This window comes from Massilia sp. TWR1-2-2 (genome assembly GCF_049897565.1).
In the GTDB taxonomy this organism is placed as follows: domain Bacteria; phylum Pseudomonadota; class Gammaproteobacteria; order Burkholderiales; family Burkholderiaceae_D; genus JAFCUW01.
On record NZ_JAFCWM010000014.1, the window covers coordinates 42990 to 68138 of the forward strand.

General features: G+C 59.3%; 22 protein-coding genes and 2 tRNA genes. 3 read left to right on the forward strand and 21 right to left on the reverse strand.

Annotation, left to right across the window (positions count from 1 at the left end; genetic code table 11):
• Positions 1-53 precede the first annotated feature (53 nt).
• The 9 genes from ACP7DD_RS14800 to ACP7DD_RS14840 form a co-directional block, all read right to left on the reverse strand.
• Entirely contained in the window at positions 54-599 is a 546-nt protein-coding gene (locus tag ACP7DD_RS14800) for a hypothetical protein (protein ID WP_426175591.1), read from the reverse strand.
• 79 nt (positions 600-678) lie between these two features.
• Positions 679-4062, reverse strand: a complete 3384-nt coding sequence (locus ACP7DD_RS14805) for a hypothetical protein (protein WP_426175592.1) — start codon at positions 4060-4062, stop codon at positions 679-681.
• Complete coding sequence (locus ACP7DD_RS14810; RefSeq protein WP_426175593.1) at positions 4031-5494, reverse strand: tyrosine-type recombinase/integrase; 1464 nt, start codon at positions 5492-5494, stop codon at positions 4031-4033. The genes ACP7DD_RS14805 and ACP7DD_RS14810 overlap by 32 nt, the downstream gene beginning before the upstream one ends.
• Positions 5495-5625: 131 nt before the next feature.
• A tRNA-Arg gene (locus tag ACP7DD_RS14815) sits at positions 5626-5699 on the reverse strand.
• A gap of 187 nt (positions 5700-5886) precedes the next feature.
• A tRNA-Pro gene (locus tag ACP7DD_RS14820) sits at positions 5887-5963 on the reverse strand.
• Between the two features lie 56 nt (positions 5964-6019).
• Positions 6020-7360: a phosphoglucosamine mutase gene (glmM, locus tag ACP7DD_RS14825; protein ID WP_426175594.1), complete on the reverse strand. Its 1341-nt coding sequence runs from the start codon at positions 7358-7360 to the stop codon at positions 6020-6022.
• 21 nt (positions 7361-7381) lie between these two features.
• On the reverse strand, positions 7382-8218 hold the full coding sequence (gene folP, locus ACP7DD_RS14830; protein ID WP_426175595.1) for a dihydropteroate synthase: 837 nt from the start codon (positions 8216-8218) through the stop codon (positions 7382-7384).
• Positions 8219-8291: 73 nt separating this feature from the next.
• Positions 8292-10181, reverse strand: a complete 1890-nt coding sequence (gene ftsH, locus ACP7DD_RS14835) for an ATP-dependent zinc metalloprotease FtsH (protein ID WP_426175596.1) — start codon at positions 10179-10181, stop codon at positions 8292-8294.
• 193 nt (positions 10182-10374) lie between these two features.
• The gene (locus tag ACP7DD_RS14840; protein ID WP_426175597.1) at positions 10375-11061 is read right to left on the reverse strand and encodes an RlmE family RNA methyltransferase; all 687 of its coding nucleotides are present in this window, start codon (positions 11059-11061) and stop codon (positions 10375-10377) included.
• Positions 11062-11101: 40 nt separating this feature from the next.
• Here ACP7DD_RS14840 and ACP7DD_RS14845 point away from each other — a divergent pair, with 40 nt between their 5' ends.
• Positions 11102-11572, forward strand: a complete 471-nt coding sequence (locus ACP7DD_RS14845; protein WP_099791468.1) for a YhbY family RNA-binding protein — start codon at positions 11102-11104, stop codon at positions 11570-11572.
• 69 nt (positions 11573-11641) lie between these two features.
• On the opposite strand, the gene ACP7DD_RS14850 is transcribed toward ACP7DD_RS14845, so the two are convergent.
• The 4 genes from ACP7DD_RS14850 to carA all read right to left on the reverse strand — a co-directional run bounded on the left by ACP7DD_RS14850 (position 11642) and on the right by carA (position 17067).
• Complete coding sequence (locus ACP7DD_RS14850) at positions 11642-12085, reverse strand: DUF4149 domain-containing protein (RefSeq protein WP_426175598.1); 444 nt, start codon at positions 12083-12085, stop codon at positions 11642-11644.
• The gene (greA, locus tag ACP7DD_RS14855) at positions 12085-12564 is read right to left on the reverse strand and encodes a transcription elongation factor GreA (RefSeq protein ID WP_426175599.1); all 480 of its coding nucleotides are present in this window, start codon (positions 12562-12564) and stop codon (positions 12085-12087) included. The genes ACP7DD_RS14850 and greA overlap by 1 nt, the downstream gene beginning before the upstream one ends.
• A gap of 108 nt (positions 12565-12672) precedes the next feature.
• Entirely contained in the window at positions 12673-15903 is a 3231-nt protein-coding gene (gene carB, locus ACP7DD_RS14860; protein WP_426175600.1) for a carbamoyl-phosphate synthase large subunit, read from the reverse strand.
• The gene (gene carA / locus ACP7DD_RS14865) at positions 15904-17067 is read right to left on the reverse strand and encodes a glutamine-hydrolyzing carbamoyl-phosphate synthase small subunit (RefSeq protein WP_426175601.1); all 1164 of its coding nucleotides are present in this window, start codon (positions 17065-17067) and stop codon (positions 15904-15906) included.
• A 286-nt stretch (positions 17068-17353) separates the two neighbouring features.
• Here carA and ACP7DD_RS14870 point away from each other — a divergent pair, with 286 nt between their 5' ends.
• Positions 17354-17767, forward strand: coding sequence for a hypothetical protein (locus ACP7DD_RS14870; RefSeq protein WP_426175602.1), 414 nt, complete (start codon positions 17354-17356; stop codon positions 17765-17767).
• 75 nt (positions 17768-17842) lie between these two features.
• Here ACP7DD_RS14870 and ACP7DD_RS14875 read toward each other — a convergent pair whose 3' ends face one another.
• Together ACP7DD_RS14875 and ACP7DD_RS14880 are read right to left on the reverse strand one after the other, a co-directional pair.
• The gene (locus ACP7DD_RS14875) at positions 17843-18250 is read right to left on the reverse strand and encodes a heme-binding protein (protein WP_426175603.1); all 408 of its coding nucleotides are present in this window, start codon (positions 18248-18250) and stop codon (positions 17843-17845) included.
• A 26-nt stretch (positions 18251-18276) separates the two neighbouring features.
• Positions 18277-19191: a patatin-like phospholipase family protein gene (locus tag ACP7DD_RS14880; RefSeq protein WP_426175604.1), complete on the reverse strand. Its 915-nt coding sequence runs from the start codon at positions 19189-19191 to the stop codon at positions 18277-18279.
• Between the two features lie 254 nt (positions 19192-19445).
• Here ACP7DD_RS14880 and ACP7DD_RS14885 point away from each other — a divergent pair, with 254 nt between their 5' ends.
• The gene (locus ACP7DD_RS14885; RefSeq protein WP_426175605.1) at positions 19446-19670 is read left to right on the forward strand and encodes a hypothetical protein; all 225 of its coding nucleotides are present in this window, start codon (positions 19446-19448) and stop codon (positions 19668-19670) included.
• Positions 19671-19672: 2 nt separating this feature from the next.
• On the opposite strand, the gene phoR is transcribed toward ACP7DD_RS14885, so the two are convergent.
• From phoR to pstC, 6 genes are read right to left on the reverse strand one after another with little or no spacing between them, the layout of a single operon-like run.
• The gene (gene phoR, locus ACP7DD_RS14890; protein WP_426175606.1) at positions 19673-20989 is read right to left on the reverse strand and encodes a phosphate regulon sensor histidine kinase PhoR; all 1317 of its coding nucleotides are present in this window, start codon (positions 20987-20989) and stop codon (positions 19673-19675) included.
• An 18-nt stretch (positions 20990-21007) separates the two neighbouring features.
• Entirely contained in the window at positions 21008-21697 is a 690-nt protein-coding gene (locus ACP7DD_RS14895) for a response regulator (RefSeq protein WP_426175607.1), read from the reverse strand.
• A 10-nt stretch (positions 21698-21707) separates the two neighbouring features.
• Positions 21708-22412, reverse strand: a complete 705-nt coding sequence (phoU, locus tag ACP7DD_RS14900; RefSeq protein ID WP_426175608.1) for a phosphate signaling complex protein PhoU — start codon at positions 22410-22412, stop codon at positions 21708-21710.
• A 40-nt stretch (positions 22413-22452) separates the two neighbouring features.
• Entirely contained in the window at positions 22453-23238 is a 786-nt protein-coding gene (pstB, locus tag ACP7DD_RS14905) for a phosphate ABC transporter ATP-binding protein PstB (RefSeq protein ID WP_426175609.1), read from the reverse strand.
• A gap of 28 nt (positions 23239-23266) precedes the next feature.
• Entirely contained in the window at positions 23267-24130 is an 864-nt protein-coding gene (gene pstA / locus ACP7DD_RS14910) for a phosphate ABC transporter permease PstA (RefSeq protein ID WP_426175610.1), read from the reverse strand.
• Positions 24127-25107 (reverse strand): phosphate ABC transporter permease subunit PstC, encoded by a 981-nt coding sequence (gene pstC / locus ACP7DD_RS14915; protein WP_426175704.1) that lies wholly within the window; start codon positions 25105-25107, stop codon positions 24127-24129. The genes pstA and pstC overlap by 4 nt, the downstream gene beginning before the upstream one ends.
• Between the last annotated feature and the right edge of the window lie 42 nt (positions 25108-25149).

Genomic DNA, 25149 nt, shown 5'->3' on the forward strand with positions numbered 1-25149 from the left:
CCAGTGGCTAGCATCTCGAACGCCACGGTGCGCTTGCGTAAAAACCCCAAAATCTATGTGCCACCTCTCGTTTTTCGCCACTTGAGGAACGGCGCCACGAGCCATGGCTCTACTATTAAATTGTTCACTCGCTTCGACGAATCGACAATGCTTCCACCGGAATCGACAGCGACATAATCACCGAGCGCCTCCATCACTTTCTCAAGGGATTGGCACGTCTGTATGAAGTCATGTTCGAACGGGCGCATTGCCTCATGCGACAAAGCGACAGCGTTTGCCCCCAGCGCGCCAGAGGATCCCAGCTCGGTTAACCTAGCCTTTAAACGAGTATTCTCCTGCTTCAAATTCGAATTCTCGATCTGCAATTGTCGAGTTTCGACTGGATTGCCGATCTTGCTCGACCTCGGAGCTTCGCCCTTCGCACCAGTCTTGAGCTCAAGATCATACGAGTGCTGCAACAGTACCCTGTAACGCGGGTTACGAAGCAGTGTCGTCGAGACGAGCGTCGTTCCCTCTATCTCAGAGATACGCTGAGCCAAGAATCTGGCTAAATAGGTCACATGGTCAAACCGCAAATTGCTGTTCTTAAGCACTAGCAAGGAATCGCCTATTAACCGACACCGATGCGCTTGGTTCGCTTCCTGATGAGGACCAAAAGTGTTCGCTGGCTTCTTGGGCCTACTCATGTGCAATTCTTAACACATTGCGGCGAGGGACCGTTAGAAGGTGGGTCTCCGACGACAGGATCGAAACAACATCCTCGGTACTCAATTTACGAGATGCGACCAGACTGCGAATGACTCCCATACATTCAGCCGCCGGGTCTGATGGCACATCCAAGCTCAACACTTCATCAAGTGATGTGGATGCTTTGGACAGGATTCGACGCCTCAGAGCATCGAATTTTAGTGAGATGAGAGGACTTTGAAAACCGGGGTACGAATTTGATTCCAACAGGCGTGATAATAGATAATGCGGCTCCGCGCCGTCCAGTTCAACACGTTCAAAATGCTGAAGTAGTATTTCCGGTTTCTCGACAACCCAACGACGGGTATCATGCCCGCCGGCTATTCGCTGGCGTGCCTGTTCCAGAACTTCTTCACATAGCTCCCAGCCCGCTATCTCCTCAGCAAGACGACATCGTTCACCTTCCAACACGTCCAATGCATCGGCCGATAAAGAACCATTTCTCTCCCCTGCCTCCATGCGCCTGTCGAGTGCTACAAGATTCTCGACAGCACATTTCTTCTGGGCGCAAATTGCAGGCAAGTGATCAATGGATCGTACAGCGTATGGACAAATAGAACAACGTCTGAACCCCTTCAACTGCTTTATTAATTCGGGAGGGCAGTTATTGGAGTAAGGGCAAATCTCCGTAGTATTAAACGCAGCCTGTCCGATACCACGCTCGGTCAAGTAGTCGATCCCACTCTCACCGTCAGAATCGACCAAGCTGATGCACCCGTAGCGTGCGATCGTTTCTTGCACATTTCGGCGCATGCTTTTGGCTAGGTTTGAATTCACTGCATCGGCCTTAATATTCATACTCGAGACTCCTGCCGTACCGCTCACGTCAACTTCGAACTCGCCACGCAAAGCGCGACGACGCAAATCCAGACCCTGATACAGAGCTTGGTCAGCGGTTTCCTCAGCGTCCACATGGACATAATAATGAACAACACGCTCAGTCTGACCGGTAATTTTTGAACCAATCATGTCGGCCGGCAAATAATGGATGAGGTCGCTTACGACGCCAACTCGTGCACTGTGCGGAGTTATTTCAGAAACGATCTTTAACGGGATCAATGGCTCAGTAGAAGTAGCATAGGTATCAAATTTCCACTGCGGGCTAATGTCATAAAAATCGACCCCGGCTGGGCGTAATTTAATCAACACGGGCATTTTCTCAGTCGCGGGATCCAAAACGCTCAGAAGAAAGCCTTGAAAGCCCGTCAACAACTTTGTCCAAGTAGCAGAATAGGCAGAGTCTGGGTGTGGCAACCCTGAATTGGTGGATGCGAATAATGGAAGAAATTTCGGATATGACGTGTCCTTATTGTCATTATAAAACTGTTTCTCCGAAAACTTCGGCTCATTGATCATCTTGCGCCAAGCCAGTTGATCGCTGAGGACAGAAATAACTTCTGGGTTGACACGGGGGCGCCACGGCTTCTTCATCTTTTTATCAGTGTTCACAAATAATTCCGGGAACACATCATCCGTCACAAAACGATCGAATTTTTCCGCGTCCAACCACTGAATGTGATTGTGTCGAATGCCGGAGTATAGCGCGACGATAATCTGGTTAACCGTGTGCGGATGAGGAATCAACAAATATCGACCATCAATATGTCGCTTCCAGTCAAAACGCAAGACCGCCGGAATGTACTCAAGAGCAATAAATTTGCCATTAATAGATGCCAATGGCAGACCAGCGATATCCTGATTTTCGGAACAGTCTATGACGGAATCCCCCTTGAAGGAATGTCGGAATTTCTGTATCCGCTCAATGGAAACGTGCCCATCAACGATGCCTTTCGTGACCGAATCAATGTAATTCTTCACCGCGTGTGCATACGCAATGAAAATTCCAAGATGTCGTCGCTTTACAGGAATTTTGCTTGTCCTGCTTAAAGAAGTTGAAGCAGGAAAATCATCCGAACTTAACGGCTGTGCAAATTTTGTACAATTTTCCAGTTTGCGCGCATTTTTCTCGATATACGCAAAGAAAAGCTCTAATTGCTTCAAGAGGCCATAAAACGAATTACCCTCCCATTCTGCATGAATTGAGCGAGCATTCATATAATCCATGAACGTTCGTGGGAGAGCACCGGACTCAATTAGACGTGAAACGAAAACGGTCCCCACAAGCAGATCAGGGCTGACAGGAAACTGGAGCCGTGTGGACGGATTTTCCTTAAACCAGGCAACTACATACACGTACAAATATAGATTGAAATGTCCGAACACGGCCTCCATGGTCTTGTAGTTTTCGCGCTTCACATTTTTCATGTAAATTCGCTGCAAATCCAACCATTTTTCTAGACTGATGGATAAATGGTTCGGCTCGCTCAAGGAGCAAATGTATTGCCTCAATTTCTCCGTATTGCACGAGGCTGCCGGAGAGTTCAGAAGTTGATTGAACGCTTCCTCGCTCGTAAGCTTCGCACCAATACGATTCCCATCCACCAAAATATCCAAATGAATACTAAGCACCCCAACTGAATTCTTCTCGAAAACCTGTTGCGCACGGTGAGCATCGAGAAGTTCATCCCATGCCCCTGGCACTCCGAATCCTTTTGGTACCCGGTCGCGAAACTTCCTTCCAACAACTTCAGCAAACTCCTTAAAGACAGATACATTAGAAATTGCGCCACGGCTCTCGTCTTGCGCCTTGAAAACTTCAAACAGGTCGGAATAGTTAGCTTCTTCTGGCTTATTCCAACCAGTAGCAAGCAGCACCTTCCTTCCATAAGTCAGAAACCATTCTGCTCGTTTTGCATTTCTCAATGCAGAAAATTCCTGACTCTGGGAGTTTGATCGAATTGTTTCGACACTACAGACAAACGATAACAATTCTGAATGTTCACAAACCGCGTTTCCAGCGATACCCGACTCCAGCGATGTTCGCGATGTTGGCCACCTAAAAGTCGATGGCAAAGTTATAGCACCTTCAGTGTGAAGCGAGACCAAAAACAGCCCAATTCCGCGCTTTACCCTCTGAGCATAGGTCTTTGTGTACCCAAACCACTCAGAACCTGACGCAGGAAAGAACCTCCTGAACATATCCGGCGGGATTGTATCGTCATGTTGAGAACAAGCAAAAGCATTTTCGAGGTATGCGTGATCAAAAACCGCTTTCTCGACAAGCAGGTTTAGCTCAACAAATTTACAAAATGCAAAACCAAAATGCGTTTTTGACGTGACTAGCATTAAATCCAGCCCATCCATATCGTAACTTCGCAAAAGCGTACGGGAAGCATGCAATAATGCCCTCCTCACTTGCTTTCGGAGGTTGTCACCACTAGCATTAACCAATAAGCTTGTTGTCGTGTTCAGCATCGGACGCCATCAAAGTATCTTTTAACGATTCGAGCTTACGTATCTCAGCGTCAATAGCTGCGATCTTCAGTTCGATCTGTTTCACATTGTGCAATCCATTATACTTGACAGTATTTGCAAATAGCAAGTTGAAACTCAAAAGATCGGAATCGCGCACGGCATACTTCTTGGTTGCCTTAATATCGTCGTGGCCCAGCATGAATTGAACCGTCGTCAAAGGAACGCCAAATGTTCCGTCCGCCATAGGGCAATAATTCATAACATAAGTTGCAAAAGCATGCCTGAATGAATGGGGGCCAGTTATAAATTCAGATAGGCCTATTTTGGCTCGCGCCCGCTTAAAAACCTGTTCGCGTGTCTTCGATCCTGTTGTAAAGTACGGGGCGCCCTTCGTCTTCCCTTTTAAAATCTGGAACACAAAATCGTGGCGATCGTGTGGAATATACTCATTCCTGTGATATTCCTCCAGATAGTCAAAGAAACGAGAAATAAAGGGCTCGATTAGGAATGTAGTCTCCGTCGCTCGCCCCTTCCATGATAACTTTTCCCGCTCTGCCAAAGAAAGGCTCAAATAGCTCGGGTGATTTGGCCGTTTGGACGGATCGATCAATTTGACGGTGCGTTTTTCAAAATCCAAGTCCTCCCAGAGAATTTGCAACGCTTCACTGGATCGACAGCCGCACGCAGCCTCCAGCGAGTAAACTGACTTATCTCGGGCTGAGTACAGAGCACCACAAAATTCATCGAAAGAATCGTGGGGAAAAATATTTCGCCTGTCGAAATCGTATTTATCCACCGTCAAGAACAGTGGCTGGTCGATAGAAACGGGGCCGCCTGCCACAACACCAGCAATCACCGACGATTTCAAGATGGCGGAACGCTGATATGAGCCGATTGCAACATGTCGACCGAAATCGGTAAGGAGTGGCAAGGGATCCGCCACGCCCTCATTAAACCCAAGACTAGCAAGTGCCACCGAATCCTTCCGCCATTTCTCTGAAAGTTTTAAAAAGCGACTCAAGGCTGCATACTTCGTGTCTGCAGTACCATGCAGAACACGTGGCGAGGGCAATGAAGAATCAACATCACGCGCCAATTCGTGCCCCGAATCTGCTCCCATCACTAGATATTCTCGCCAGGAATCGATGACATCCATTAGGTCACCTCTCGACAATACGGCACTCTTCCCCGCCTGTGCGAAACAATGACACCCCTCGAAGTAATAGTCGTAGAAGTCTGCGAGCGAAGAACAATAACTCTTCCGAGTGTTCGGCTTTTCGCGCAACAAGGAATCAGCGAAAACCGTAAACGCCCGCATCGGGCGACCGTCAGGGCCAATCAGCTCGAAAGTTCGCTTGCCATGCTTAGTCAAACTGATCAGCGAAACATGTCTCCTAGCAACGTTTTGGCGACGTTTTTTCTTGATGTCCAATATGCACCTGCTAATTCAATGCCGAACTGCGGCCTTACGCCATTTGGCAATTGGAGGAAAGGAAAGAAATGCAAGACGTCGACGATAGGCAAAAACGCCGTAAGTCATTGATTTTAAAGGATGTTCGTGAGTGTGCCCGGAGGGAATCGAACCCCCGACCCACAGCTTAGAAGGCTGTTGCTCTATCCGACTGAGCTACGGGCACATGTATAAACTATAACCTAGAACATGCATCTAGGCAAACCCCAAATAAGAACCTGTGACCCTCAGCTTAGAAGGCTGATGCTCTATCCAACTGAGCTATGGGCAGTATGTGAAGCGGTGCACCGCAGAAATGGTACACGCAATAGAAAACGGGCCATCACCAAAGTGACAGCCCGCCTCGTAAAACTTGGTCGGAGTACAAGGATTCGAACCTTGGACCCCCTGGTCCCAAACCAGGTGCGCTACCGGGCTGCGCCACACTCCGAAGACGACATAATACCGCGTCGCGCCCTTCCCGTCAATGTGGCGCGGCCTTTTTGCTTAGGCCGGCACAACCTTGTCGGCGATGCGGCGGGCCATGCTTTCGGCCATCTGCGCGTTCTTCGCTTCGACCATCACGCGGATCAGCGGCTCGGTGCCCGACGCCCGGATCAGCACCCGGCCGGCGTCGCCCAGCTCGCGCTCGACCGCATCCTTCTCGGCCACCATCGCGGCGTTCTTGGTCCAGTCGAAACCGGGCGCCACTTTCAGGTTGATCAGCGTTTGCGGATACAAGGTCAGCTCGCCGCAGCACTCGGCCAGCGACTTGCCGCCGCGCTTCAGCGCGGACAGCACTTGCAGCGCGGACACGATGCCGTCGCCGGTGGTGTGCTTGTCGAGCGCGAGCAGGTGGCCGGACCCTTCGCCGCCGAACAGCCAGCCCTTTTCCTGCATCACTTCGAGTACGTAGCGGTCGCCGACCTTGGCGCGGGCGAAGCCGATGCCGAGTTCCTTGAACGCCACTTCGAGCGCCATGTTGGTCATCAACGTGCCGACCGCGCCAGCCACCGGGCCGGTCGCCATGCGGTCGCGCACCATCACGTACAGCAACTCGTCGCCGTTGTAGAGGCGGCCAGTCGAGTCGCACATGATCAGGCGGTCGGCGTCGCCGTCGAGGGCGATGCCGAGGTCGGCCTTGTGCTCGACCACTGCGGCCGACAGCGCCTGCGGTGCGGTCGCGCCAAAGCCGGCGTTGATGTTGTAGCCGTCCGGCGTGGCGCCGATCGAGATGACTTCCGCGCCCAGCTCGTGAAACACGGGCGGCGCGATGTGGTAGGCGGCGCCGTGCGCGCAGTCGACGACGATCTTCAGGCCTTTGAGGTCGAGCTCGTTAGGGAAGCTGCTCTTGCAGAACTCGATGTAGCGGCCCTGGGCGTCGAACAGGCGCTTGGCGCGACCCAGCTTTTGCGGCTCGACGCATTCCATCGGCTGGTCGATGGCCGCTTCGATCTCGTGCTCTACAGCATCGGGCAGCTTGGTGCCATGCTCGGAGAAGAACTTGATGCCGTTGTCCTGGTACGGGTTATGCGACGCCGAAATGACGACGCCGGCCGACAGGCGCAGCGCGCGCGTCAGGTAGGCAATCGCCGGAGTCGGCATGGGGCCGGCGAGCATGACGTCGACGCCGGCGGCAGCGAAACCGGCTTCCAGCGCCGCTTCGAGCATGTAGCCGGATATGCGTGTGTCCTTGCCGATCAGCACGGTCGGGCGGCCGCTCGATCCAGTCGACTTCGCCAGCACCTTGCCGGCTGCGTAGCCGAGGCGCATCACGAAGTCAGGGGTGATCGGCGTTACGCCAACCAGGCCACGAATTCCGTCGGTACCAAAATATTTGCGTCCCATTTTTCTTCTCTTTATGTAAATTTAACCAATGCTGGCTGCATGCCAGATCTTCAGCGCGTCAACCGTCTCTGCAACATCATGCACCCGTACAATTTTAGCGCCATGCGCGACAGCCGCCAACGCGCCTGCCAGGCTGCCGGCCAGCCGCTGTCCCACCGGCCTGCCGGTGACCGCACCGATCATCGACTTGCGCGACAAGCCGGCCAGCACCGGCAAGCCGAGTTCCTGTTCGATCCGGCCGGTCGCCCGCAGCAACGCGAAGTTGTGCTCGACCGTCTTGCCGAAGCCGAACCCGGGGTCGACGCAGATACGCTTGCGGTCGATGCCGGCGGCGACCAGGGCGCTGGCGCGCTCGGCCAGGAAGGCGATGACGTCGGCCACCACGTCGCCGTAGTCGGGATTCTGTTGCATGGTAGCAGGCGTGCTCTGCATATGCATTACGCACAGTCCGCAATCGCTGTCGGCCACCGCGGCAATCGCCCCGGGGGCGCGAAAGGCGTTGATGTCGTTGATCATGTCGGCGCCGGCGATGATTGCCTCGCGCATCACTTGCGGCTTGTAGGTATCGACCGACAGCGCCTTGCCGAGCCCGCGCAGCGCATACAGCGCCGGCATCACGCGCCGCATTTCTTCGTCGAGCGGCACTGCGGGCGAACCGGGACGGCTCGATTCGCCGCCGACGTCGATCAGGTCGGCGCCGTCGGCGGCCATCTCTTCGGCGCGCGAAATGGCGAATTCGAGCGACTGGAAGCGGCCGCCGTCAGAAAACGAGTCGGGGGTAACGTTCAGGATGCCCATCACCAGCGGCGTGGCGCCGAGCGCGAAGCCGTAGCGGCCGCATTGGAGGAAGTGTCGCATCAGTGACTGCAAGTAATTCGGGAACGAAAAAAAGGCATCCTGCGGGATGCCTTTTCCAGGGTCGTGCGAACGATCAAGCCGGCGCCGTCGCGTTCGGCGAGATACCGTCCGAATCGCCCTTGTCGCCCGTAGGCGGCGTGCGCTTCGGGTTGCCCGAGGCCGGATTGCGCGGCTCGTGGCCAGCCATGATGTCGTTGATCTGCTCGGCATCGATGGTTTCCCAGTCGAGCAGCGCACGGGTCATCGCTTCGACCTTGTCGCGGTTTTCTTCCAGCAGGCGCCGCGACAGCGCGTACTGCGTGTCGAGAATGCTGCGGATCTCGGCGTCGACCTTTTGCTGAGTCGCCTCGGAAATGGTCTTGGTGGCGCCGCCGAAGAAGCCTTCGTTTTCGCTGTCCTCGTAGACCATCACGCCCATGCTGTCGGACATGCCGAAACGGGTCACCATGGCGCGGGCCAGCTTGGTGGCGCGCGAGAAGTCGTTCGATGCACCCGTCGACATCTGGCCGACGAAGATCTCCTCGGCGATACGGCCGCCGAACAGGATCGAGATTTCTTCCAGCATCTTGTCCTTGTAGCCCGACAGCGCGTCGTGCTCAGGCAGCTGCCACGTCAGGCCGAGCGCAAAGCCGCGCGGCATGATGGTGACCTTGTGGACCGGATCGGCCTTCGGCAACAGCTTGGCGATGACGGCGTGGCCGGACTCGTGGTAGGCCGTGTTGCGGCGCTCTTCCTCGCGCATGACCATCGACTTGCGCTCCGGACCCATGTAGATTTTGTCCTTGGCGTCTTCAAAGTCGATCATCTCGACCAGGCGCTTGCTGCGGCGGGCGGCAAACAGGGCCGCTTCGTTGACCAGGTTGGCCAGATCGGCGCCAGAAAAACCGGGCGTGCCGCGGGCCAGGATGTCGGCCTTGACGTCGGTGCCGATTGGCACTTTGCGCATGTGCACGTTGAGGATCTGCTCGCGACCGCGGATGTCCGGCAGGCCAACCATCACCTGGCGGTCGAAACGGCCCGGACGCAGCAGCGCCTTGTCGAGCACGTCGGCGCGGTTGGTGGCGGCGACGACGATGACGCCGGAGCTCGCTTCGAAACCGTCCATCTCGACCAGCAGCTGGTTCAGCGTCTGTTCGCGCTCGTCGTTACCGCCGCCCATGCCGGCGCCACGGTGGCGGCCGACCGCGTCGATCTCGTCGATGAAGATGATGCAAGGCGAATGCTTCTTGGCGTTCTCGAACATGTCGCGCACGCGGGAGGCGCCGACGCCGACGAACATCTCGACGAAGTCGGAACCGGAGATCGAGAAGAACGGCACTTTCGCTTCGCCGGCAATGGCGCGCGCCAGCAGCGTCTTGCCGGTGCCCGGAGGGCCGACCATCAGCACGCCGCGCGGAATGCGTCCGCCCAGCTTCTGGAACTTGGTTGGGTCTTTCAGGAAGTCGACGATTTCGTTGACTTCTTCTTTCGCTTCATCGCAACCGGCGACGTCGGCGAAGGTGACGGTATTGTTGGTCTCGTCCATCATGCGCGCCTTCGACTTGCCGAAGGAGAACGCGCCGCCCTTGCCGCCGCCTTGCATCTGGCGCATGAAGAACACCCACACGCCGATCAGCAGCAGCATCGGGAACCAGGAAATGAACACTTGCTGCAGGAACGATGCTTCTTCAGGAGGCTTGATGTCGAAGCGCACGCCGTTCTCACGCAGGTCGCCAACCAGGCCGCGGTCGAGCATGCTGGCGGTGGCGCGCACCTTGGTGTCGTCGGTACGCGTGGCGGTGATGTTGGCGCCTTCGATCACCACTTCCTTGATGCGATTGCCCTTGACGTCATCGAGCAGCTCGGAATAAGCAATGGTCTTGCTGCCGCCCGCGGCGCTGTGGTTGTCGAACTGCTTGAACAGCATGAACAACAGCAGTGCGACGACCACCCAGATGGCGGATTTGGAAAACATATTATTCACGAAAACTCCTTCGATGCTGGCGCATCTTATGCCGAATTTAGAACGCCGATTTTACTCGCAATAAGCAGCCCATGCCACGCACGAGCTGTCCGTTGCCCAAAAAACCACTGAAAATCCTGCTTTGGATTGGCGCAAAGGCCACCAATCCAGGACGACGATGGTCCCGTACCCGGCTGATGTGCGGCTTGATCGGTCAAATATCAAGGGTGGATTCGTCGTCCTCGGCGTGAATTTTCGCACCTGGATTCTTCAAACCACGGCCAAGCAGGAAAATTTCGGACGATTTGTCCCGGCTCGCCTTCGGTTTGACCTGTTTGACGGTCTTGAATTCGGCCCGGAATTTCTCGACGACCTGGCTGAAACCCATATCCTTGAAGCACTTGACCAACAATGCGCCACTTGGTTTCATGTGAAGTTGAGAAAACTCAATTGCCAAATCGATAAGATGCTCCATGCGGGCGGCGTCGGCGGTCGGAATGCCCGACAGGTTCGGCGCCATGTCAGACAGCACCAGGTCGGCCTTTCGACCGGCCAGGATCGCATGAAGTTCGCGCAGCGGGCGCGCATCGCGGAAGTCGCCCAGGATGAACTGGACGTCGGCGACCGGCTCCATCGGCAGCATGTCGAGGCCGATGATGGTGCCGCTGATGCCGCCGCCCTCCTGCCCCGACAGCTTCTTGCGCGCGTACTGGCTCCAGCTGCCCGGCGTACTGCCGAGGTCGACAATCACCTGCCCAGCCTTGATCAGCTTTTCGCTTTCGTCGATCTCCTTGAGTTTGTAGGCGGCGCGTGCACGGTAACCCTCTTTCTGCGCCAATTTGACGTAGGGGTCGTTGATGTGGTCGTGCAACCAGTTTTTGTTTAATTTGTTCTTTGCCATTCGCGTAGAATACTGCTTTTAAAGGATTAATTAGAATATTATGCAAAAACTTACACCCGTCGAGCGCAGCGCACTGCGCGCTGAAGCCCACGGCCTCAAGCCTGTCGTCATTATCGGCGAAGCGGGCCTGACGCCCTCGGTGATGAAGGAAATCGCGGCCAGCCTCGACTCCCATGGCCTGATCAAGGTGCGCGTCGCCGGCGACGACCGCGACGCCCGCGTCGCCATGTACGAAGGCATCTGCGAAGAACTCAAAGCCCATCCGGTGCAGCACATCGGCAAGCTGCTGGTCATTTACCGCCCGAAAGTCGAAGTGGTCAAGGAACGCAGCAGCAAGTCCGGCAAGGGCATGCGCGAAGTGACCATCGTCAAGGCAAGCGCCAGCGGCACCAAGCGCCCGAGCGTCACCAAGGTCATGATCAAGGGTAATGAGCGCGTCACCGAAGGCGGCACCATCAAGCGCGCCAAGCCGCGTCAGACGAGCCCGAAAAAAGGCGCGCTGGGCAAGTAATCTGCTACCTGTAAAACCGTCGCGTCCGGGGTCTGACCCAGTGGGGTCAGACCCCGGTTTTGCCGTCAGTTAGCGCATCTTTGCAAGCAGCACACCTGCCAGCACACTCTCCACCAGGTACACCAGCTGCGACGCGCCGTGCACGATGCCGAAGGTGCGACCTTCCGGCGTCCCCTTCAGCCCCGCCGCGCCGGCTGCCTCCTTCAGGTTCGCCATCGCCGGCTGCAGCCCGACATAAATCACTATCGCACACAACAACATCGCCACGATCAGCACGTACAGGGTACGCTTGCGCTCCTTCTCCATCGGCGAGAACATCACCAGCAAGCGCAGCACCAAGGCGCAGCCGATGCACAGCCATGCTTCGGTGCGCAGCAGGTAGCCGACGATGGTCCCGGCCAGCACGTTGTCGTGCAAGGTCAAAAACAAGGTCGGCGCCACCACGTAGCCGATCGTCCACAGGCTGCCGGCCCACAGGGCGGCAACCAGCAGGCGCGCGCGCGCGGCGACCATCAGATGTATTTGACTTCGAGGATTTCGTATTCGCGCGGGCCGGACGGCGCCTGCACTTCGACGACGTCGCCGGCGTATTTGCCGATCAGGGCGCGGGCGATCGGCGAGGTCACCGACACCTTGCTCAGTTTGAGGTCGGCTTCATCGAGGCCGACGATCTGGTAGGTCACCTTCTGGCCATTCTCAAGGTCTTCCAGGTCGACCGTCGCGGCGAACACCACGCGCCCTTCGGCGTCGAGCGTGGTCGGGTCGATCACCTGGGCGGCGCCCAGCTTGCCTTCGAGTTCGGCGATGCGTCCCTCGACGAACGCCTGGCGCTCCTTGGCGGCGTCGTACTCGGCGTTCTCGGACAGGTCGCCATGCGAGCGCGCCTCGGAAATCGCGTCGATGACGATGCGGCGTTCCTTGGTTTTCAGCTGGTGCAGCTCGTCCTTGAGGAGCTCTGCGCCGTATTTGGTCAGTGGAACCGATGAGTTCATATTTTCCTGCTTCTGTTCTGTGTTGATTGGTCGTACCAAAAGTGAAAACCACAGAGGCACGCGGCGTAAACCGCGCAAACTCTGTGGTCAAGAGGTACTGCGTGCCGCTTAGTTTAAGGTTTTATGCAGCCCTTGTAAATCATACACGCGCAACTCGTCGATATGGTGCATGCCTTCGACCGCCGCCTCGGCGCCCGCGATGGTCGTGTAAGTGACCACGCGCGAGTGCAATGCCGACGTGCGGATCGCGCGCGAGTCGACGATGGCGCTGCGCTTTTCCTCGACCGTGTTGACTACCAGCGCAATCTCGTGGTTCTTGATCATGTCGACCACGTGGGGCCGGCCTTCGAGCACCTTGTTGACTGCCTGGACCGGGATGCCGGCCGCGGCGATCACCGCTGCCGTGCCCTTGGTCGCCACCAGCGAGAAGCCCAGCGCCACCAGGTCGCGCGCCACGGCTACGGTGCGCGGCTTGTCGGACGCCTTCACCGACAGGAACACCTTGCCCGACTCGGGCAGCTTGATGCCGGCGCCGAGCTGCGACTTGACGAACGCTTCGCCGAACGTCATGCCAACGCCCATCACTTCGCCGGTCGACTTCATTTCCGGTCCGAGGATGGTGTCGACACCCGGGAATTTCACGAACGGGAACACCGCTTCCTTGACGCTGAAGAACGGCGGGATCACTTCCTTCGTGATGCCCTGCTGCGCGAGGGTCTGGCCGACCATGCAGCGCGCGGCGATTTTTGCCAGCTGCAGCCCGGTCGCCTTCGACACGAACGGCACCGTGCGCGACGCGCGCGGGTTCACTTCGAGCACATACACGGTGTCGCGCATTTCGCCGTCGCGTTCCTGCTTCTGAATCGCGAACTGCACGTTCATCAGGCCGACCACGTTCAGGCCCTTGGCCATCAACGACGTCTGGCGCTTGAGTTCATCGATGGTGTCTTGCGACAGCGAATACGGCGGCAGCGAGCAGGCCGAGTCGCCCGAGTGCACGCCGGCCTGCTCGATGTGCTCCATCACGCCGCCGATGAAGGTGGTCTCGCCGTCGGAGATGCAGTCGACGTCGCACTCGATGGCGTCGTTGAGGAAGCGGTCCAGCAGCACCGGCGAATCGTGCGATACCTTCACCGCTTCGCGCATGTAGCGCTCGAGGTCACGCTGGTCGTGGACGATTTCCATCGCCCGGCCGCCCAGCACGTACGACGGACGCACCACCAGCGGGTAGCCGATTTCCTTCGCCAGGCGCAATGCGTCTTCCTCGGTGCGCGCGGTGCGGTTCGGCGGCTGGCGCAGGCCAAGCTTGTGCAGCAGCTGCTGGAAGCGCTCGCGGTCTTCGGCCGCGTCGATCATGTCGGGCGAGGTGCCGATGATCGGCACGCCGTTTGCCTCCAGCGCCAGTGCGAGCTTCAAAGGCGTCTGACCGCCGTACTGCACGATCACGCCGACCGGCTTTTCGATGGCGACGATTTCGAGCACGTCTTCCAAAGTCAGCGACTCGAAATACAAACGGTCGGAGGTATCGTAGTCGGTCGACACGGTCTCCGGATTACAGTTGACCATGATGGTCTCGTAGCCGTCTTCGCGCATGGCCAGCGCCGCGTGCACGCAGCAGTAGTCGAATTCGATGCCCTGGCCGATGCGGTTCGGACCACCGCCGAGCACCATGATCTTCTTCTTGTCGGTCGGATTGCTCTCGCACTCCTCGTCGTAGGTCGAGTACATGTAGGCGGTGTCGGTCGAAAACTCGGCCGCGCAGGTGTCGACGCGCTTGTAGACCGGGCGGATGCCCATCGCGTGACGGCGCTCGCGCACGGCGGTGTCGGTCACGTGCAGCAGGAACGCCAGACGGCGGTCGGAGAAACCCTTCTGTTTCAACTTGTACAGCAGCGGTTTGTCGAGCGCATCCAACGATTGATTATCGAGCCACAGTTCGATGTCGACGATCTCCTTGATCTGCACCAGGAACCATGGATCGATGTGGGTCAGCTGGTGCACTTCTTCCAGCGTGAAGCCCTGGGCAAAGGCGTCGCCAACGTACCAGATGCGGTCCGGGCCAGGTTCGCCGAGTTCTTCTTCGATTTTTTCGCGGTCGCGCGTTTTTTCGTTGAGGCCATCGACGCCCACTTCCAGGCCGCGCAGCGCCTTCTGGAACGACTCCTGGAACGTGCGGCCGATCGCCATCACCTCGCCCACCGATTTCATCTGGGTGGTCAGGTGCTGGTCGGCAGTGGGGAATTTTTCGAACGTGAAGCGCGGGATCTTGACGACGACGTAGTCGATCGACGGCTCGAACGACGCCGGCGTGGCGCCGCCGGTGATCTCGTTGCGCAACTCGTCGAGCGTGTAGCCGACGGCCAGTTTGGCAGCGATCTTCGCGATCGGGAAGCCGGTCGCTTTCGACGCCAGCGCGGACGAACGCGACACGCGCGGATTCATCTCGATGACGATCATGCGGCCGTCGTCGGGGTTGATCGCGAACTGCACGTTCGAGCCGCCGGTGTCGACGCCGATCTCGCGCAGCACCGCGATCGAGGCGTTGCGCATGATCTGGTATTCCTTGTCCGTCAGGGTCTGCGCCGGCGCCACGGTGATCGAGTCGCCGGTGTGCACGCCCATCGGGTCGAGGTTTTCGATCGAGCAGATGATGATGCAGTTGTCGGCGCTGTCGCGCACCACTTCCATCTCATACTCTTTCCAGCCGATCAGCGACTCTTCGATCAGCAGTTCGGTCGTCGGCGACGCCTCCAGCCCGCGCTTGCAGATGGTCTCGAATTCTTCTTCGTTGTAGGCGATGCCGCCGCCAGTGCCGCCCATCGTGAACGACGGCCGGATGATGGTCGGGAAACCCATCTCGCGCTGCACCACCCACGATTCTTCCATGTTGTGGGCGACGCCGGAACGGGCGGAACCGAGGCCGATCCTGGTCATGGCGGCCTTGAACTTGGAGCGATCCTCGGCCTTGTCGATCGCTTCCGGCGAAGCGCCGATCAGTTCGACGTTGTACTTGGCCAGCACGCCGTTGTTGTGCAGGTCGAGCGCGCAATTGAGCGCGGTCTGGCCGCCCATCGTCGGCAGGATCGCGTCCGGGCGCTCCTTGGCGATGATGCGCTCGACGACCTTCCACGTGATCGGCTCGATGTAGGTCACGTCGGCCGTCTCCGGGTCCGTCATGATGGTGGCCGGGTTGCTGTTGACGAGGATGACCTTGTAGCCCTCCTCGCGCAGCGCCTTGCACGCCTGGGCGCCGGAATAATCGAATTCCACCGCCTGGCCGATGATGATCGGGCCGGCGCCGATGATCAGGATGCTTTTGATATCACTACGTTTTGGCATTTAATTCTTCTCCGCGGCTTGCATCAGGTTGATGAAGCGGTCAAACAGGTAAGCGACGTCGGTCGGCCCGGGCGATGCTTCAGGGTGGCCCTGGAAGCAGAATGCCGGTTTGTCGGTGCGGGCAAAGCCTTGCAGCGAGCCGTCGAACAACGAAACGTGGGTCACGCGGCAGTTCTCCGGCAGTGTCGCCGCATCGACGGCGAAACCGTGGTTCTGCGAGGTGATCATCACCTTCTTCGAATCGAGGTCCTGCACCGGATGGTTGGCGCCGTGGTGGCCGAACTTCATCTTCAATGTCTTCGCGCCGGAGGCCAGCGCCATGATCTGGTGGCCGAGGCAGATGCCGAACGTCGGGATGCCGCGCTCGATCAGCTCTTTGGTTGCCGCGATGGCGTAGTCGCACGGCTCAGGGTCGCCCGGGCCGTTGGCCAGGAAGATGCCGTCGGGATTGAGCGCCAGCGCATCGGCGGCGCTGGCCTGGGCCGGCAGCACCGTGATCTTGCAGCCGCGCTCGGCGAGCATGCGCAGGATGTTGCGCTTGACGCCATAGTCAAACGCGACTACGTGGAATTTCGGCTCGCGCTGCACGCCGTAGCCCTGCCCGAGCGCCCATTCTGATTCGGTCCACTCGTACGCAGTCTTGGTGGACACGACTTTCGCCAGGTCCATGCCGGCAAGGCCGGGGAACGAGCGCGCCAGTTCCAGCGCCTGGGCGCTGGACGGCTCGGCGCCGAGGTTGCCGGTCAGGATGGCGCCGCTCTGGGCGCCCTTCTCGCGCAAAAGGCGCGTCAGCTTGCGGGTGTCGATGCCGGAAATGGCGACGATGTTCTCCGCCTTCAGGTAGTCCGCCAGCGACTGGGTCGAACGGAAATTCGACGCCATCAGCGGCAAGTCACGGATGATCAGGCCGGCTGCATGGATTTTCGACGCTTCGACGTCTTCGGCGTTGATGCCGTAGTTGCCGACGTGCGGGTACGTCAAGGTGACGATCTGACGCGCGTAACTTGGGTCGGTGAGGATTTCCTGATAGCCGGTCATGGCAGTGTTGAACACGACCTCGCCGGTGGCATGACCGGCAGCGCCGATCGAAATACCTTTAAAGATCGTTCCGTCGGCTAGTGCCAGGATGGCTGGAACGGAAGGGCCAGAAAAAAATGGCGGCAAGGGTAACTCCTGATAAAGTTACCGTAGCTGCGCCACGTCAGACCGACGACCATCGATACCGCGCCTGTTTGCGCGGGAATGGAGGTCAAGTGAATGATGGGATGGTGGGTAGTCGCTACGGTATGTGTGGGAATGGCTAAACCTCCAAATTATAGCGCAACACGGCCCTTTCGGCAATGCGTGGCCGACATATTGCGCCGTCCTCTGCGGTTCTACTGGACACGCGCGGCGCGCTTCTTTACATTGTCTGCGACCGCAGCACGGACTCAGACAACAGGAAACATCAATGGCAACATTTGGCAGAGACACCCCGATGGAACGGCCCAATCCGGGCGGACGGGCGGCAGTATTCGTGCCGAGCCTGGAAGTCGAAGAAGCAGTCGCCGCGGCGCTCAACAACGGATCCGGCATGGTCGGCTTCGGCAATGCCGACGGCACCGTCACCCTCTACTTCGAAAACAACCGCTTCCGCGACGGCGGCCTGTTCAAGTGGGAAAGCAAGGCGTTCAAGGCGTACGGGCGGATGGTCGAGCGCATGCCGACGGTCAACAAGCTGGTGTGCGATGCGGCCAACCTGATCCAGATTGGGTTCATCCAGGGGCAAGACATCCTGGTGCGCGATATGGAGCAGCTCGCTGCCTGGCTGCAGCGCAGCGACGCGGCCGCTTCGATGCCGGAGTCGGCCGAGATTCGCGTCTAGAAGCAAACGTGGCTTTTAGCCAATAGCTTCAAGACCGTCGCCCCCCGCGCAGGCGGGGGTCCATGCTGAGCGAACTCAAGCGGTCAGCGCCGCAATCCCCGCCCTGGCGATCTGCGCATCTTCCGCCGACTTCACGCCGGAAACACCGACCGCGCCCACCACCTGGCCGTCATACACGATCGGCACGCCGCCTTCGAGCATGCCGTCGATGAATGGCGCCGACAGGAACGACACGCGCCCGCCATTGATCATGTCTTCGTAGATCTTCGACTCGCGCCGGCCCAGCGCGGCGGTGTTGGCCTTGGCCGGCGCGATGTGCGACGACACCGGCGCGGCGCCATCTAGGCGCTGCAGCCACAGCAGGTGGCCGCCGTCGTCGACGATGGCAATCACCACCGCCCAGTTATTGGCCAGCGCTTCCGCTTCGGCGGCGGCGGCAATTTTCTTTACGTCTTGTAGCGTCAGGAATGGTTTCGTTTGCATCATGATCTCCTCGTTGTGTTGGTTCGTTATGGTTGCTGCCTGGCCTTGAGCTTGGCCTTAATCTGCGCCATGACGGCGGCGGCGGCTTGTTCGCCGGCCAGGATCGCCAGGTTGCGTGAATTGAAGTCGCCGCCGCCCATGGTGCCCAGGCGCGGCGACACGACGATGTCGGCGTCTTTCAGTTCGTAGTGATTCAAGCGCTGGCCCATGATGCTGAAGGTCTGCATCAGCACTTCTAGCGAGCTGAGCGTCGCCTGCGCATCGGTCTGCGTCGAAATGTTCACCGCGATAATAAAGTCGGCGCCCATCTCGCGCGCGAAGCGCACCGGCACCGGCGCGACCAGGCCGCCATCGACGTACGAGCGGCTGCCGATCTTTACTGGCTGAAATACGCTCGGCACAGCCGAGGACGCGCGCACGGCCTGTCCGGTGTTGCCGCGCTGAAACAGGATCGGTTGACCGCTGTTGAGGTCGGTAGCAACGGCGCCGAACGGAATCTTCAGCTTTTCCATCGGCACGTTATGAACTGCCTTGTTGACGTAGTTCTGCAGCGCGTCACCCTTCAGTACGCCGGACACCTTGCCAAACAGCGGCAGTGCCCAGTCCGAGATTGACGCCTCGTCCATGTCGATCGCAACTTTCTGCAAGGCGAAACCGTTGTTGCCGGCGGCGTACAGCGCGCCGACGACACTGCCGGCGCTGGTGCCGACGATCACGTCCGGAAAGATGCCTTGCGCCTCGAGCGCCTTGATGACGCCGATGTGGGCAAAGCCGCGCGCCGCGCCGCCGCCGAGCGCCAGGCCAATGCGTACCTTGCGCGGCGGCGCCACGACGACGGGGGCAGTTACGACGGGCTCGGCCGGGATGATCGGGGCGCTGCCGCGGCAGCCTGCCAGCATCAAAGCGCCGAGCGCGATCAGGGTCAGACGTTTGGAATGCATATGTCCATTGCGTGAAACAGTAAGGCAGAGATTGTAACGTGTTCGGCCAAAGTTGACGCCAGCATCGAGCGCTGCCCGCCGCACCGTCATTGACGACAACAATCACACCGGGGTCAGTGCCGACAATCGGACACAGGCTCAGCGATTGCTATCTTTAAGCACGAGTCCGTGTCCGAATGTCGGCACTGACCCCGCACTGACCGACCCCGCACTGACCGTTCGCACAATGCGATTTCGAAAAACGACCAGCATTTATGTCGCGCCTGACCTCGCCCTGCGGAAAGATCTCCCTGCTTGCAGATCTTGAATTCGCTCTCTGCTTTGGAGCGCTCGGAATTGCGTCCTTCGTGGTGGCGTTACAGAACAGTACCGACTATGGAGGCCTGTTTGTCTTGCTCGGGGCCTTTGTGTTTTTGTTTGCCCTTATCCCGACGGTCAACAGCGTAACGTTGACGGTACAAAAGAAGTTCCGGCCTTGACGTTATCGTACTGAAGACGTGAGCGTAGCGGCAGGCGTTGTAGCCTTCGGGAACGTCACGATGAAGTTGCTGCCCTTGCCTGCTTCGGACTTGATCGTCAACGTGGCGTGGTGGCGCAGCAGCACGTGCTTGACGATCGCCAGGCCCAGCCCGGTGCCCTGGGTCTCGCGCGAGCGGCTCTTGTCGACGCGGTAGAAGCGCTCGGTCAGGCGCGCGATGTGGCGCTGGTCGATGCCGATGCCGGTGTCGCTGACAATGAACTGCGGCCCCTCCGCCCCGTTCGTCCAGCTCAGCGTCACCTTGCCGCCAGGTGACGTGTAGCGCACCGCGTTCGACGCCAGGTTGGCAAACGCGCTGCGCAATTCCTCGGCGCTGCCTTCGATGTCGGGGCCGTCCACGCTGGCGCTGACCTCGTGCTGGCCGCCCGACAAGGCGCGCGCTTCCTGCAGCACGTCTTCCACCAGCGGCGCAATCGCCACCGTCTCCGCGCGCATCGGATAATCGACGGACTCCAGCCGCGACAACGTCAGCATGTCCTCGATCAGCCGCTGCATGCGGTGCCCCTGCTCGGTCATCAACTTCAGATGCGCGGCGCGGCTGGCGGGATCGAGGTCGGGCGTGCTGGAGGCGATCTCGAGGAAGCCGACGATCACCGTCAGCGGCGTGCGCAGCTCGTGCGAGGCGTTGGCGATGAAGTCGCGCCGCATCTCCTCGATGCGCGCGCTCTCGGTGGCGTCGTGCGTCACCAGGATCTGGCGGCGGTTCTCGAACGGGATGATCTGGCAGATCAGCTTGCGGTCGCGCAGGCTCAAGGTCAGCGGCTGCTCGTAGCGGCCAAGGATGATGTAGTCGATGAAGTCGGGGTGGCGCACCAGGTTGGTCACGCGCATGCCGCGGTCGCGCTCGAGCGTCAGGCCCAGGTGGCGCTCGGCCGCCGGGTTGCACCACTCGAGAAACAGCACGTCGTCCATGATGGCAACGCCGTCCGGCAGCAAATGCATCGCCTGGCGAAAGCGCGCCAGCCATTCGGACAGTTCCTTCTGGCTGCGCTCGTCGTCGCGGCGCAGCCGGTACAGCCGCGCGAACACGTCGGTCCAGGCGCCCCAGCCGTCGGGCAACTTGGCGCTCTCGGAATCGTCGAGCCAGGCGCCGAGCTGGCTGAGGTAAGACAGTTGCAGGAATATTTGGCCAAGCACCAGCAGCAGCGCGACCACGAGGCCGGCGATCGGGCCGGCAATCCACCAGCACACGCCGGCGATGACGAACATGAAGGCCAGGCGCAACAGCGCCGGGATCCAGAACAGCGTTTTGGGATTCATCGGAAGAAGTTTCTGGTTCTATTTATCCGACAGCATATACCCAACACTGCGTACCGTCTTGATCAGCGACTCGGCCTCCTTCAGCGCCTTGCGCAGGCGCAGCACGTGAACGTCGACGGTGCGCTCCTCGATGACGGCGGCGTTGCCCCACACCTTGTCGAGCAGCTGGCTGCGCGAGAACACGCGGCCCGGATGCGCTATCAGGAATTTGAGCAGCTTGAATTCGGCATGGCCGATGTCGATGCGAACATCACTGACCGCGACGCTGTTGCTGACCGGATCGAGCGTCACGGGCCCGACCGTCAGCGACGCTTCGGCCAGTTCGGGCGCGTTGCGGCGCAACAGCGCCTTGGCGCGCGCCAGCAGTTCGCGCGGCGAAAACGGCTTGGTGACGTAATCGTCGGCGCCGTTGTTCAGGCCGGCGAGCTTGTCTTCTTCCATGCTCTTGGCAGTCAGCATGATGACCGGAATGGCCTGGAAATTGCGGTCGGCGCGGATGCGCGCCAGCAGGCGCAGGCCGGTCTGGTCGGGCAGCATCCAGTCGAGCAGGATCAGCTGCGGCGCGCGCGCCACCATGAACTCCCACGCTTCGGCGCAGTTTTGCACCGAGCTCACTTGCCAGGGCGCTTCACGCAGCGAAAATTTGACCAACTCGACAATTGCAGGCTCATCCTCGACGATCAGGACACTGATTTTTTCGATTGCCATGCCGGCCCTGTTATTCGTCGCCCGGAGTGGAAACCACCGCCGGCTTGGTGTGGCGGATGTCTTTGCCCTCGACGACGTAGATGACGTACTCGGCGATGTTCTTCGCATGGTCGCCGATGCGCTCGATGGCTTTTGCCACCCACAAGGTGTCCAGCGCCGACGAAATCGTGCGCGGATCTTCCATCATGAAGGTGATCAGGTTGCGCATGATCGAGCGGAACTCGTGGTCGATGACGACGTCGTGGGCAATCAGCGCGAGCGCCTGCTTGCCGTCGAGGCGGGCAAACGAATCGAGCGCGTCGTGCAGCATGTCCGACGTTTCCGAGGCGATCGTGCGCACCATCTCGAAGTGGTTGACGCCGACCACGCCGCGGCTGTGCAGGTTCTTCGACATGCGCGCGATTTTCGCCGCTTCATCGCCGATGCGCTCGAGGTCGGTGATGACCTTGATGGTGGCCATCACGGTGCGCAGGTCGTTGGCGGTCGGCTGGCGCCGCACGATCAAGTGGCTGCAGGCATCGTCGAGCGACACTTCGAGCTGGTTGACGGCGTCGTCGCCGGCAATGACGCGGTCGGCGTGTTCGATGTCGCCGATCCGAAAGCAGGTCATCGCGTCGGTAAACTGGGTCTCCACGATGCCGCCCATCAGCAATACCTTGGAGCGGATCGCCTCAAGTTCGTTGTCGTACTGCTTCGATGAATGTTCGCCTATCATTGCTGCTCTCCGCTTTTTGTATTTTGGACCATCGCCTGGATCAGCCGAAACGGCCGGTAATATAGTCCTGCGTCTCTTTGCGCCCCGGGTTCATGAAGATCTGGTCGGTCTCGCCAAATTCAACCAGTTCCCCCAGGTACATGTACGCAGTGTAATCCGAGCAGCGCGCCGCCTGTTGCATGTTGTGGGTGACGATGGTGATCGTGTAGTCCTGCTTGAGCTCGCTGATCAGCTCTTCGACCTTGGCCGTCGAGATCGGATCGAGCGCCGACGTTGGCTCATCGAGCAGCAGCACGTCCGGCTTGACCGCGACGCCGCGGGCGATGCACAGGCGCTGCTGCTGGCCGCCCGACAACGACAGCCCGCTCTTGCCGAGGATGTCCTTGACCTCGCCCCACAGCGCCGCCTTCTTCAGCGCCCACTCGACGCGCTCGTCCATCTCGCCTTTCGACATGTTCTCGTACAGGCGCACGCCGAAGGCGATGTTGTCGTAGATCGACATCGGAAATGGCGTCGGCTTCTGGAACACCATGCCGACCTTGGCGCGCAACATGTTGACGTCCTGGTTCGGGTCGAGGATGTTGTGACCGCGGTACATGATCGAGCCTTCGGCGCGCTGGCCCGGATACAGGTCGTACATCCGGTTGAGCGTGCGCAGCAAGGTCGACTTGCCGCAACCGGACGGCCCGATGAAGGCGGTGACCTTCTTCTCGTGGATGTCGAGGTTCACGTTGGTCAGGCTCTGGGTTTTTCCGTAGAAAAAATTAAGGCCGGAGATTTCAATCGTCTTGGCCGGTTGGCTCACGGTCGGGATCGGGGTTGGCATGGGCAAAGTCATTAAAGTTGCTTTCGGCTTAATTCGGGGTTTTCTGGCTGAACACGGTGCGCGACAGTATATTGAGCAGCAGCACGCTGAAGGTGACGAGCAATGCGCCGCCCCAGGCCAGGTCGCGCCAGTTGTCGTACGGGCTCATGGCGAACTGGTAGATCACCACCGGCAGGTTGGCCAGCGGCGCGTTCATGTCGGCGCTGAAGAACTGGTTGTTGAGCGCGGTAAACAGCAGCGGCGCCGTTTCGCCGGCGATGCGCGCCAGCGCCAGCAGCACACCGGTGACGACGCCGGCCTTGACCGCGCGCAGGCGCACCATGGTCGCTACTTTCCAGCGCGGCGCGCCGAGCGCGAACGCCGCTTCCAGCAGGCTGTTGGGCACTAGGCGCAGCATGTTGTCGGTGGTGCGCACCACCACCGGAATGGCGATCAGCGCCAGCGCGATGCTGCCGGCGTAACCGGAGAAGTGCTTGACGTTGGCCACATACAGCGCGTAGACGAACAGGCCGATGACGATCGACGGCGCCGACAGCATGATGTCGGTGACGAAGCGGGTGACCTGGGCGAATTTGTTCTGCTCGCCGTATTCGGCCAGGTAGACGCCGGCCAGGATGCCGATCGGCGTGCTGACCGCGGTCGACAGGCCGACCATCATCAGGCTGCCGACGATGGCGTTGCGCAAGCCGCCGCCATCGCTGCCGGGCGCCGGCGTGTCGCTGGTAAACATCATCAGCGACAGGCCGCCGAAGCCCTTGACCAGCAAGGTCGACAGGATCCATGCGAGGAAGGCGAGGCCGACCGACATGGCCAGCACCGACATGATGATGCCGATGCGGTGCTGGCGCAGGCGGCGGATGTAGACAGGATTGCGCGGGCTGGCTGCACTCATTTCACGCCCTCCTTGCGGGACATTCCGGCAAGCATCAGCTTGGCGGCGGACAGTACGATAAAGGTGATGGCGAACAGGATCAGCGCCAGCGCGAACAGGGACGACACGTGCAGCACCGATTCGGCCTCGGCAAATTCGTTGGCCAGGGTCGACGAGATGGAGTTACCGGCGGCGAACATCGACCACGACAGCTTGTTGGCGTTGCCGATGACGAAGGTAACGGCCATCGTCTCGCCGAGCGCGCGGCCGAGGCCGAGCATGACGCCGCCGACGACGCCGGTCTTGGTGTACGGCAGCACGATCTTGCGCACCACTTCCCACTTGGTGCAGCCGAGGCCGTAAGCGGACTCCTTCAGCACCGCCGGCACGATCTCGAACACGTCGCGCATCACCGAGGCGATGAACGGGATGATCATCACCGCCAGGATCAGGCCGGCGGTGAGGATGCCGATGCCCATCATCGGGCCGGAGAACAGCGGGCCGATGATCGGCAGCGGGCCGAGGGTGGACTTGAGCAGCGGCTGGACGTGGTCGGCGAAGATCGGCGCGAACACGAACAGGCCCCACATGCCGTAGATGATCGACGGCACGCCGGCCAGCAGCTCGACCGCGGTGCCCATCGGGCGGCGCAGCCAGACCGGGCAGATTTCAGTGAGGAACAAGGCGATGCCGAAGCTGACCGGAAAGGCCACCAGCAGCGCAATGAACGACGTCGCCAGGGTGCCGGTGATGGCGATCAGCGCGCCATACTTGTCGTTGACCGGATCCCATTCGACGGTGGTGATGAAGGCCGGGCCGAACTCGGCAAACGCCGGCGCGGCGCCGTAGATCAGCGAGATGATGATACCGACCAGCACCAGCAGCACCGATGCCGCGAACGCCATCGTCACCTTGTGGAAGATGAAGTCCTGGATGCGCTGCATGCGCATGGTCGACAACATCGCGGTATGGCGCTGGGCTACTTCTTCCGGCGCCATCACGTCGGCCATCGCCGCTGGTGGGTTTGCACTCATGGGCAA

What these genes read in the sequence shown, in the direction of transcription:
- ACP7DD_RS14805 (WP_426175592.1), bottom strand. Translation starts at nt 4,062, where the DNA reads ATGCTGAACACGACAACAAGCTTATTGGTTAATGCTAGTGGTGACAAC.
- glmM (WP_426175594.1), bottom strand. Translation starts at nt 7,360, where the DNA reads ATGGGACGCAAATATTTTGGTACCGACGGAATTCGTGGCCTGGTTGGC.
- folP (WP_426175595.1), bottom strand. Translation starts at nt 8,218, where the DNA reads ATGCGACACTTCCTCCAATGCGGCCGCTACGGCTTCGCGCTCGGCGCC.
- ACP7DD_RS14840 (WP_426175597.1), bottom strand. Translation starts at nt 11,061, where the DNA reads ATGGCAAAGAACAAATTAAACAAAAACTGGTTGCACGACCACATCAAC.
- ACP7DD_RS14845 (WP_099791468.1), top strand. Translation starts at nt 11,102, where the DNA reads ATGCAAAAACTTACACCCGTCGAGCGCAGCGCACTGCGCGCTGAAGCC.
- ACP7DD_RS14850 (WP_426175598.1), bottom strand. Translation starts at nt 12,085, where the DNA reads ATGGTCGCCGCGCGCGCGCGCCTGCTGGTTGCCGCCCTGTGGGCCGGC.
- greA (WP_426175599.1), bottom strand. Translation starts at nt 12,564, where the DNA reads ATGAACTCATCGGTTCCACTGACCAAATACGGCGCAGAGCTCCTCAAG.
- carB (WP_426175600.1), bottom strand. Translation starts at nt 15,903, where the DNA reads ATGCCAAAACGTAGTGATATCAAAAGCATCCTGATCATCGGCGCCGGC.
- ACP7DD_RS14870 (WP_426175602.1), top strand. Translation starts at nt 17,354, where the DNA reads ATGGCAACATTTGGCAGAGACACCCCGATGGAACGGCCCAATCCGGGC.
- ACP7DD_RS14875 (WP_426175603.1), bottom strand. Translation starts at nt 18,250, where the DNA reads ATGCAAACGAAACCATTCCTGACGCTACAAGACGTAAAGAAAATTGCC.
- ACP7DD_RS14880 (WP_426175604.1), bottom strand. Translation starts at nt 19,191, where the DNA reads ATGCATTCCAAACGTCTGACCCTGATCGCGCTCGGCGCTTTGATGCTG.
- ACP7DD_RS14885 (WP_426175605.1), top strand. Translation starts at nt 19,446, where the DNA reads ATGTCGCGCCTGACCTCGCCCTGCGGAAAGATCTCCCTGCTTGCAGAT.
- phoR (WP_426175606.1), bottom strand. Translation starts at nt 20,989, where the DNA reads ATGAATCCCAAAACGCTGTTCTGGATCCCGGCGCTGTTGCGCCTGGCC.
- ACP7DD_RS14895 (WP_426175607.1), bottom strand. Translation starts at nt 21,697, where the DNA reads ATGGCAATCGAAAAAATCAGTGTCCTGATCGTCGAGGATGAGCCTGCA.
- phoU (WP_426175608.1), bottom strand. Translation starts at nt 22,412, where the DNA reads ATGATAGGCGAACATTCATCGAAGCAGTACGACAACGAACTTGAGGCG.
- pstB (WP_426175609.1), bottom strand. Translation starts at nt 23,238, where the DNA reads ATGCCAACCCCGATCCCGACCGTGAGCCAACCGGCCAAGACGATTGAA.
- pstA (WP_426175610.1), bottom strand. Translation starts at nt 24,130, where the DNA reads ATGAGTGCAGCCAGCCCGCGCAATCCTGTCTACATCCGCCGCCTGCGC.
- pstC (WP_426175704.1), bottom strand. Translation starts at nt 25,107, where the DNA reads ATGGCGCCGGAAGAAGTAGCCCAGCGCCATACCGCGATGTTGTCGACC.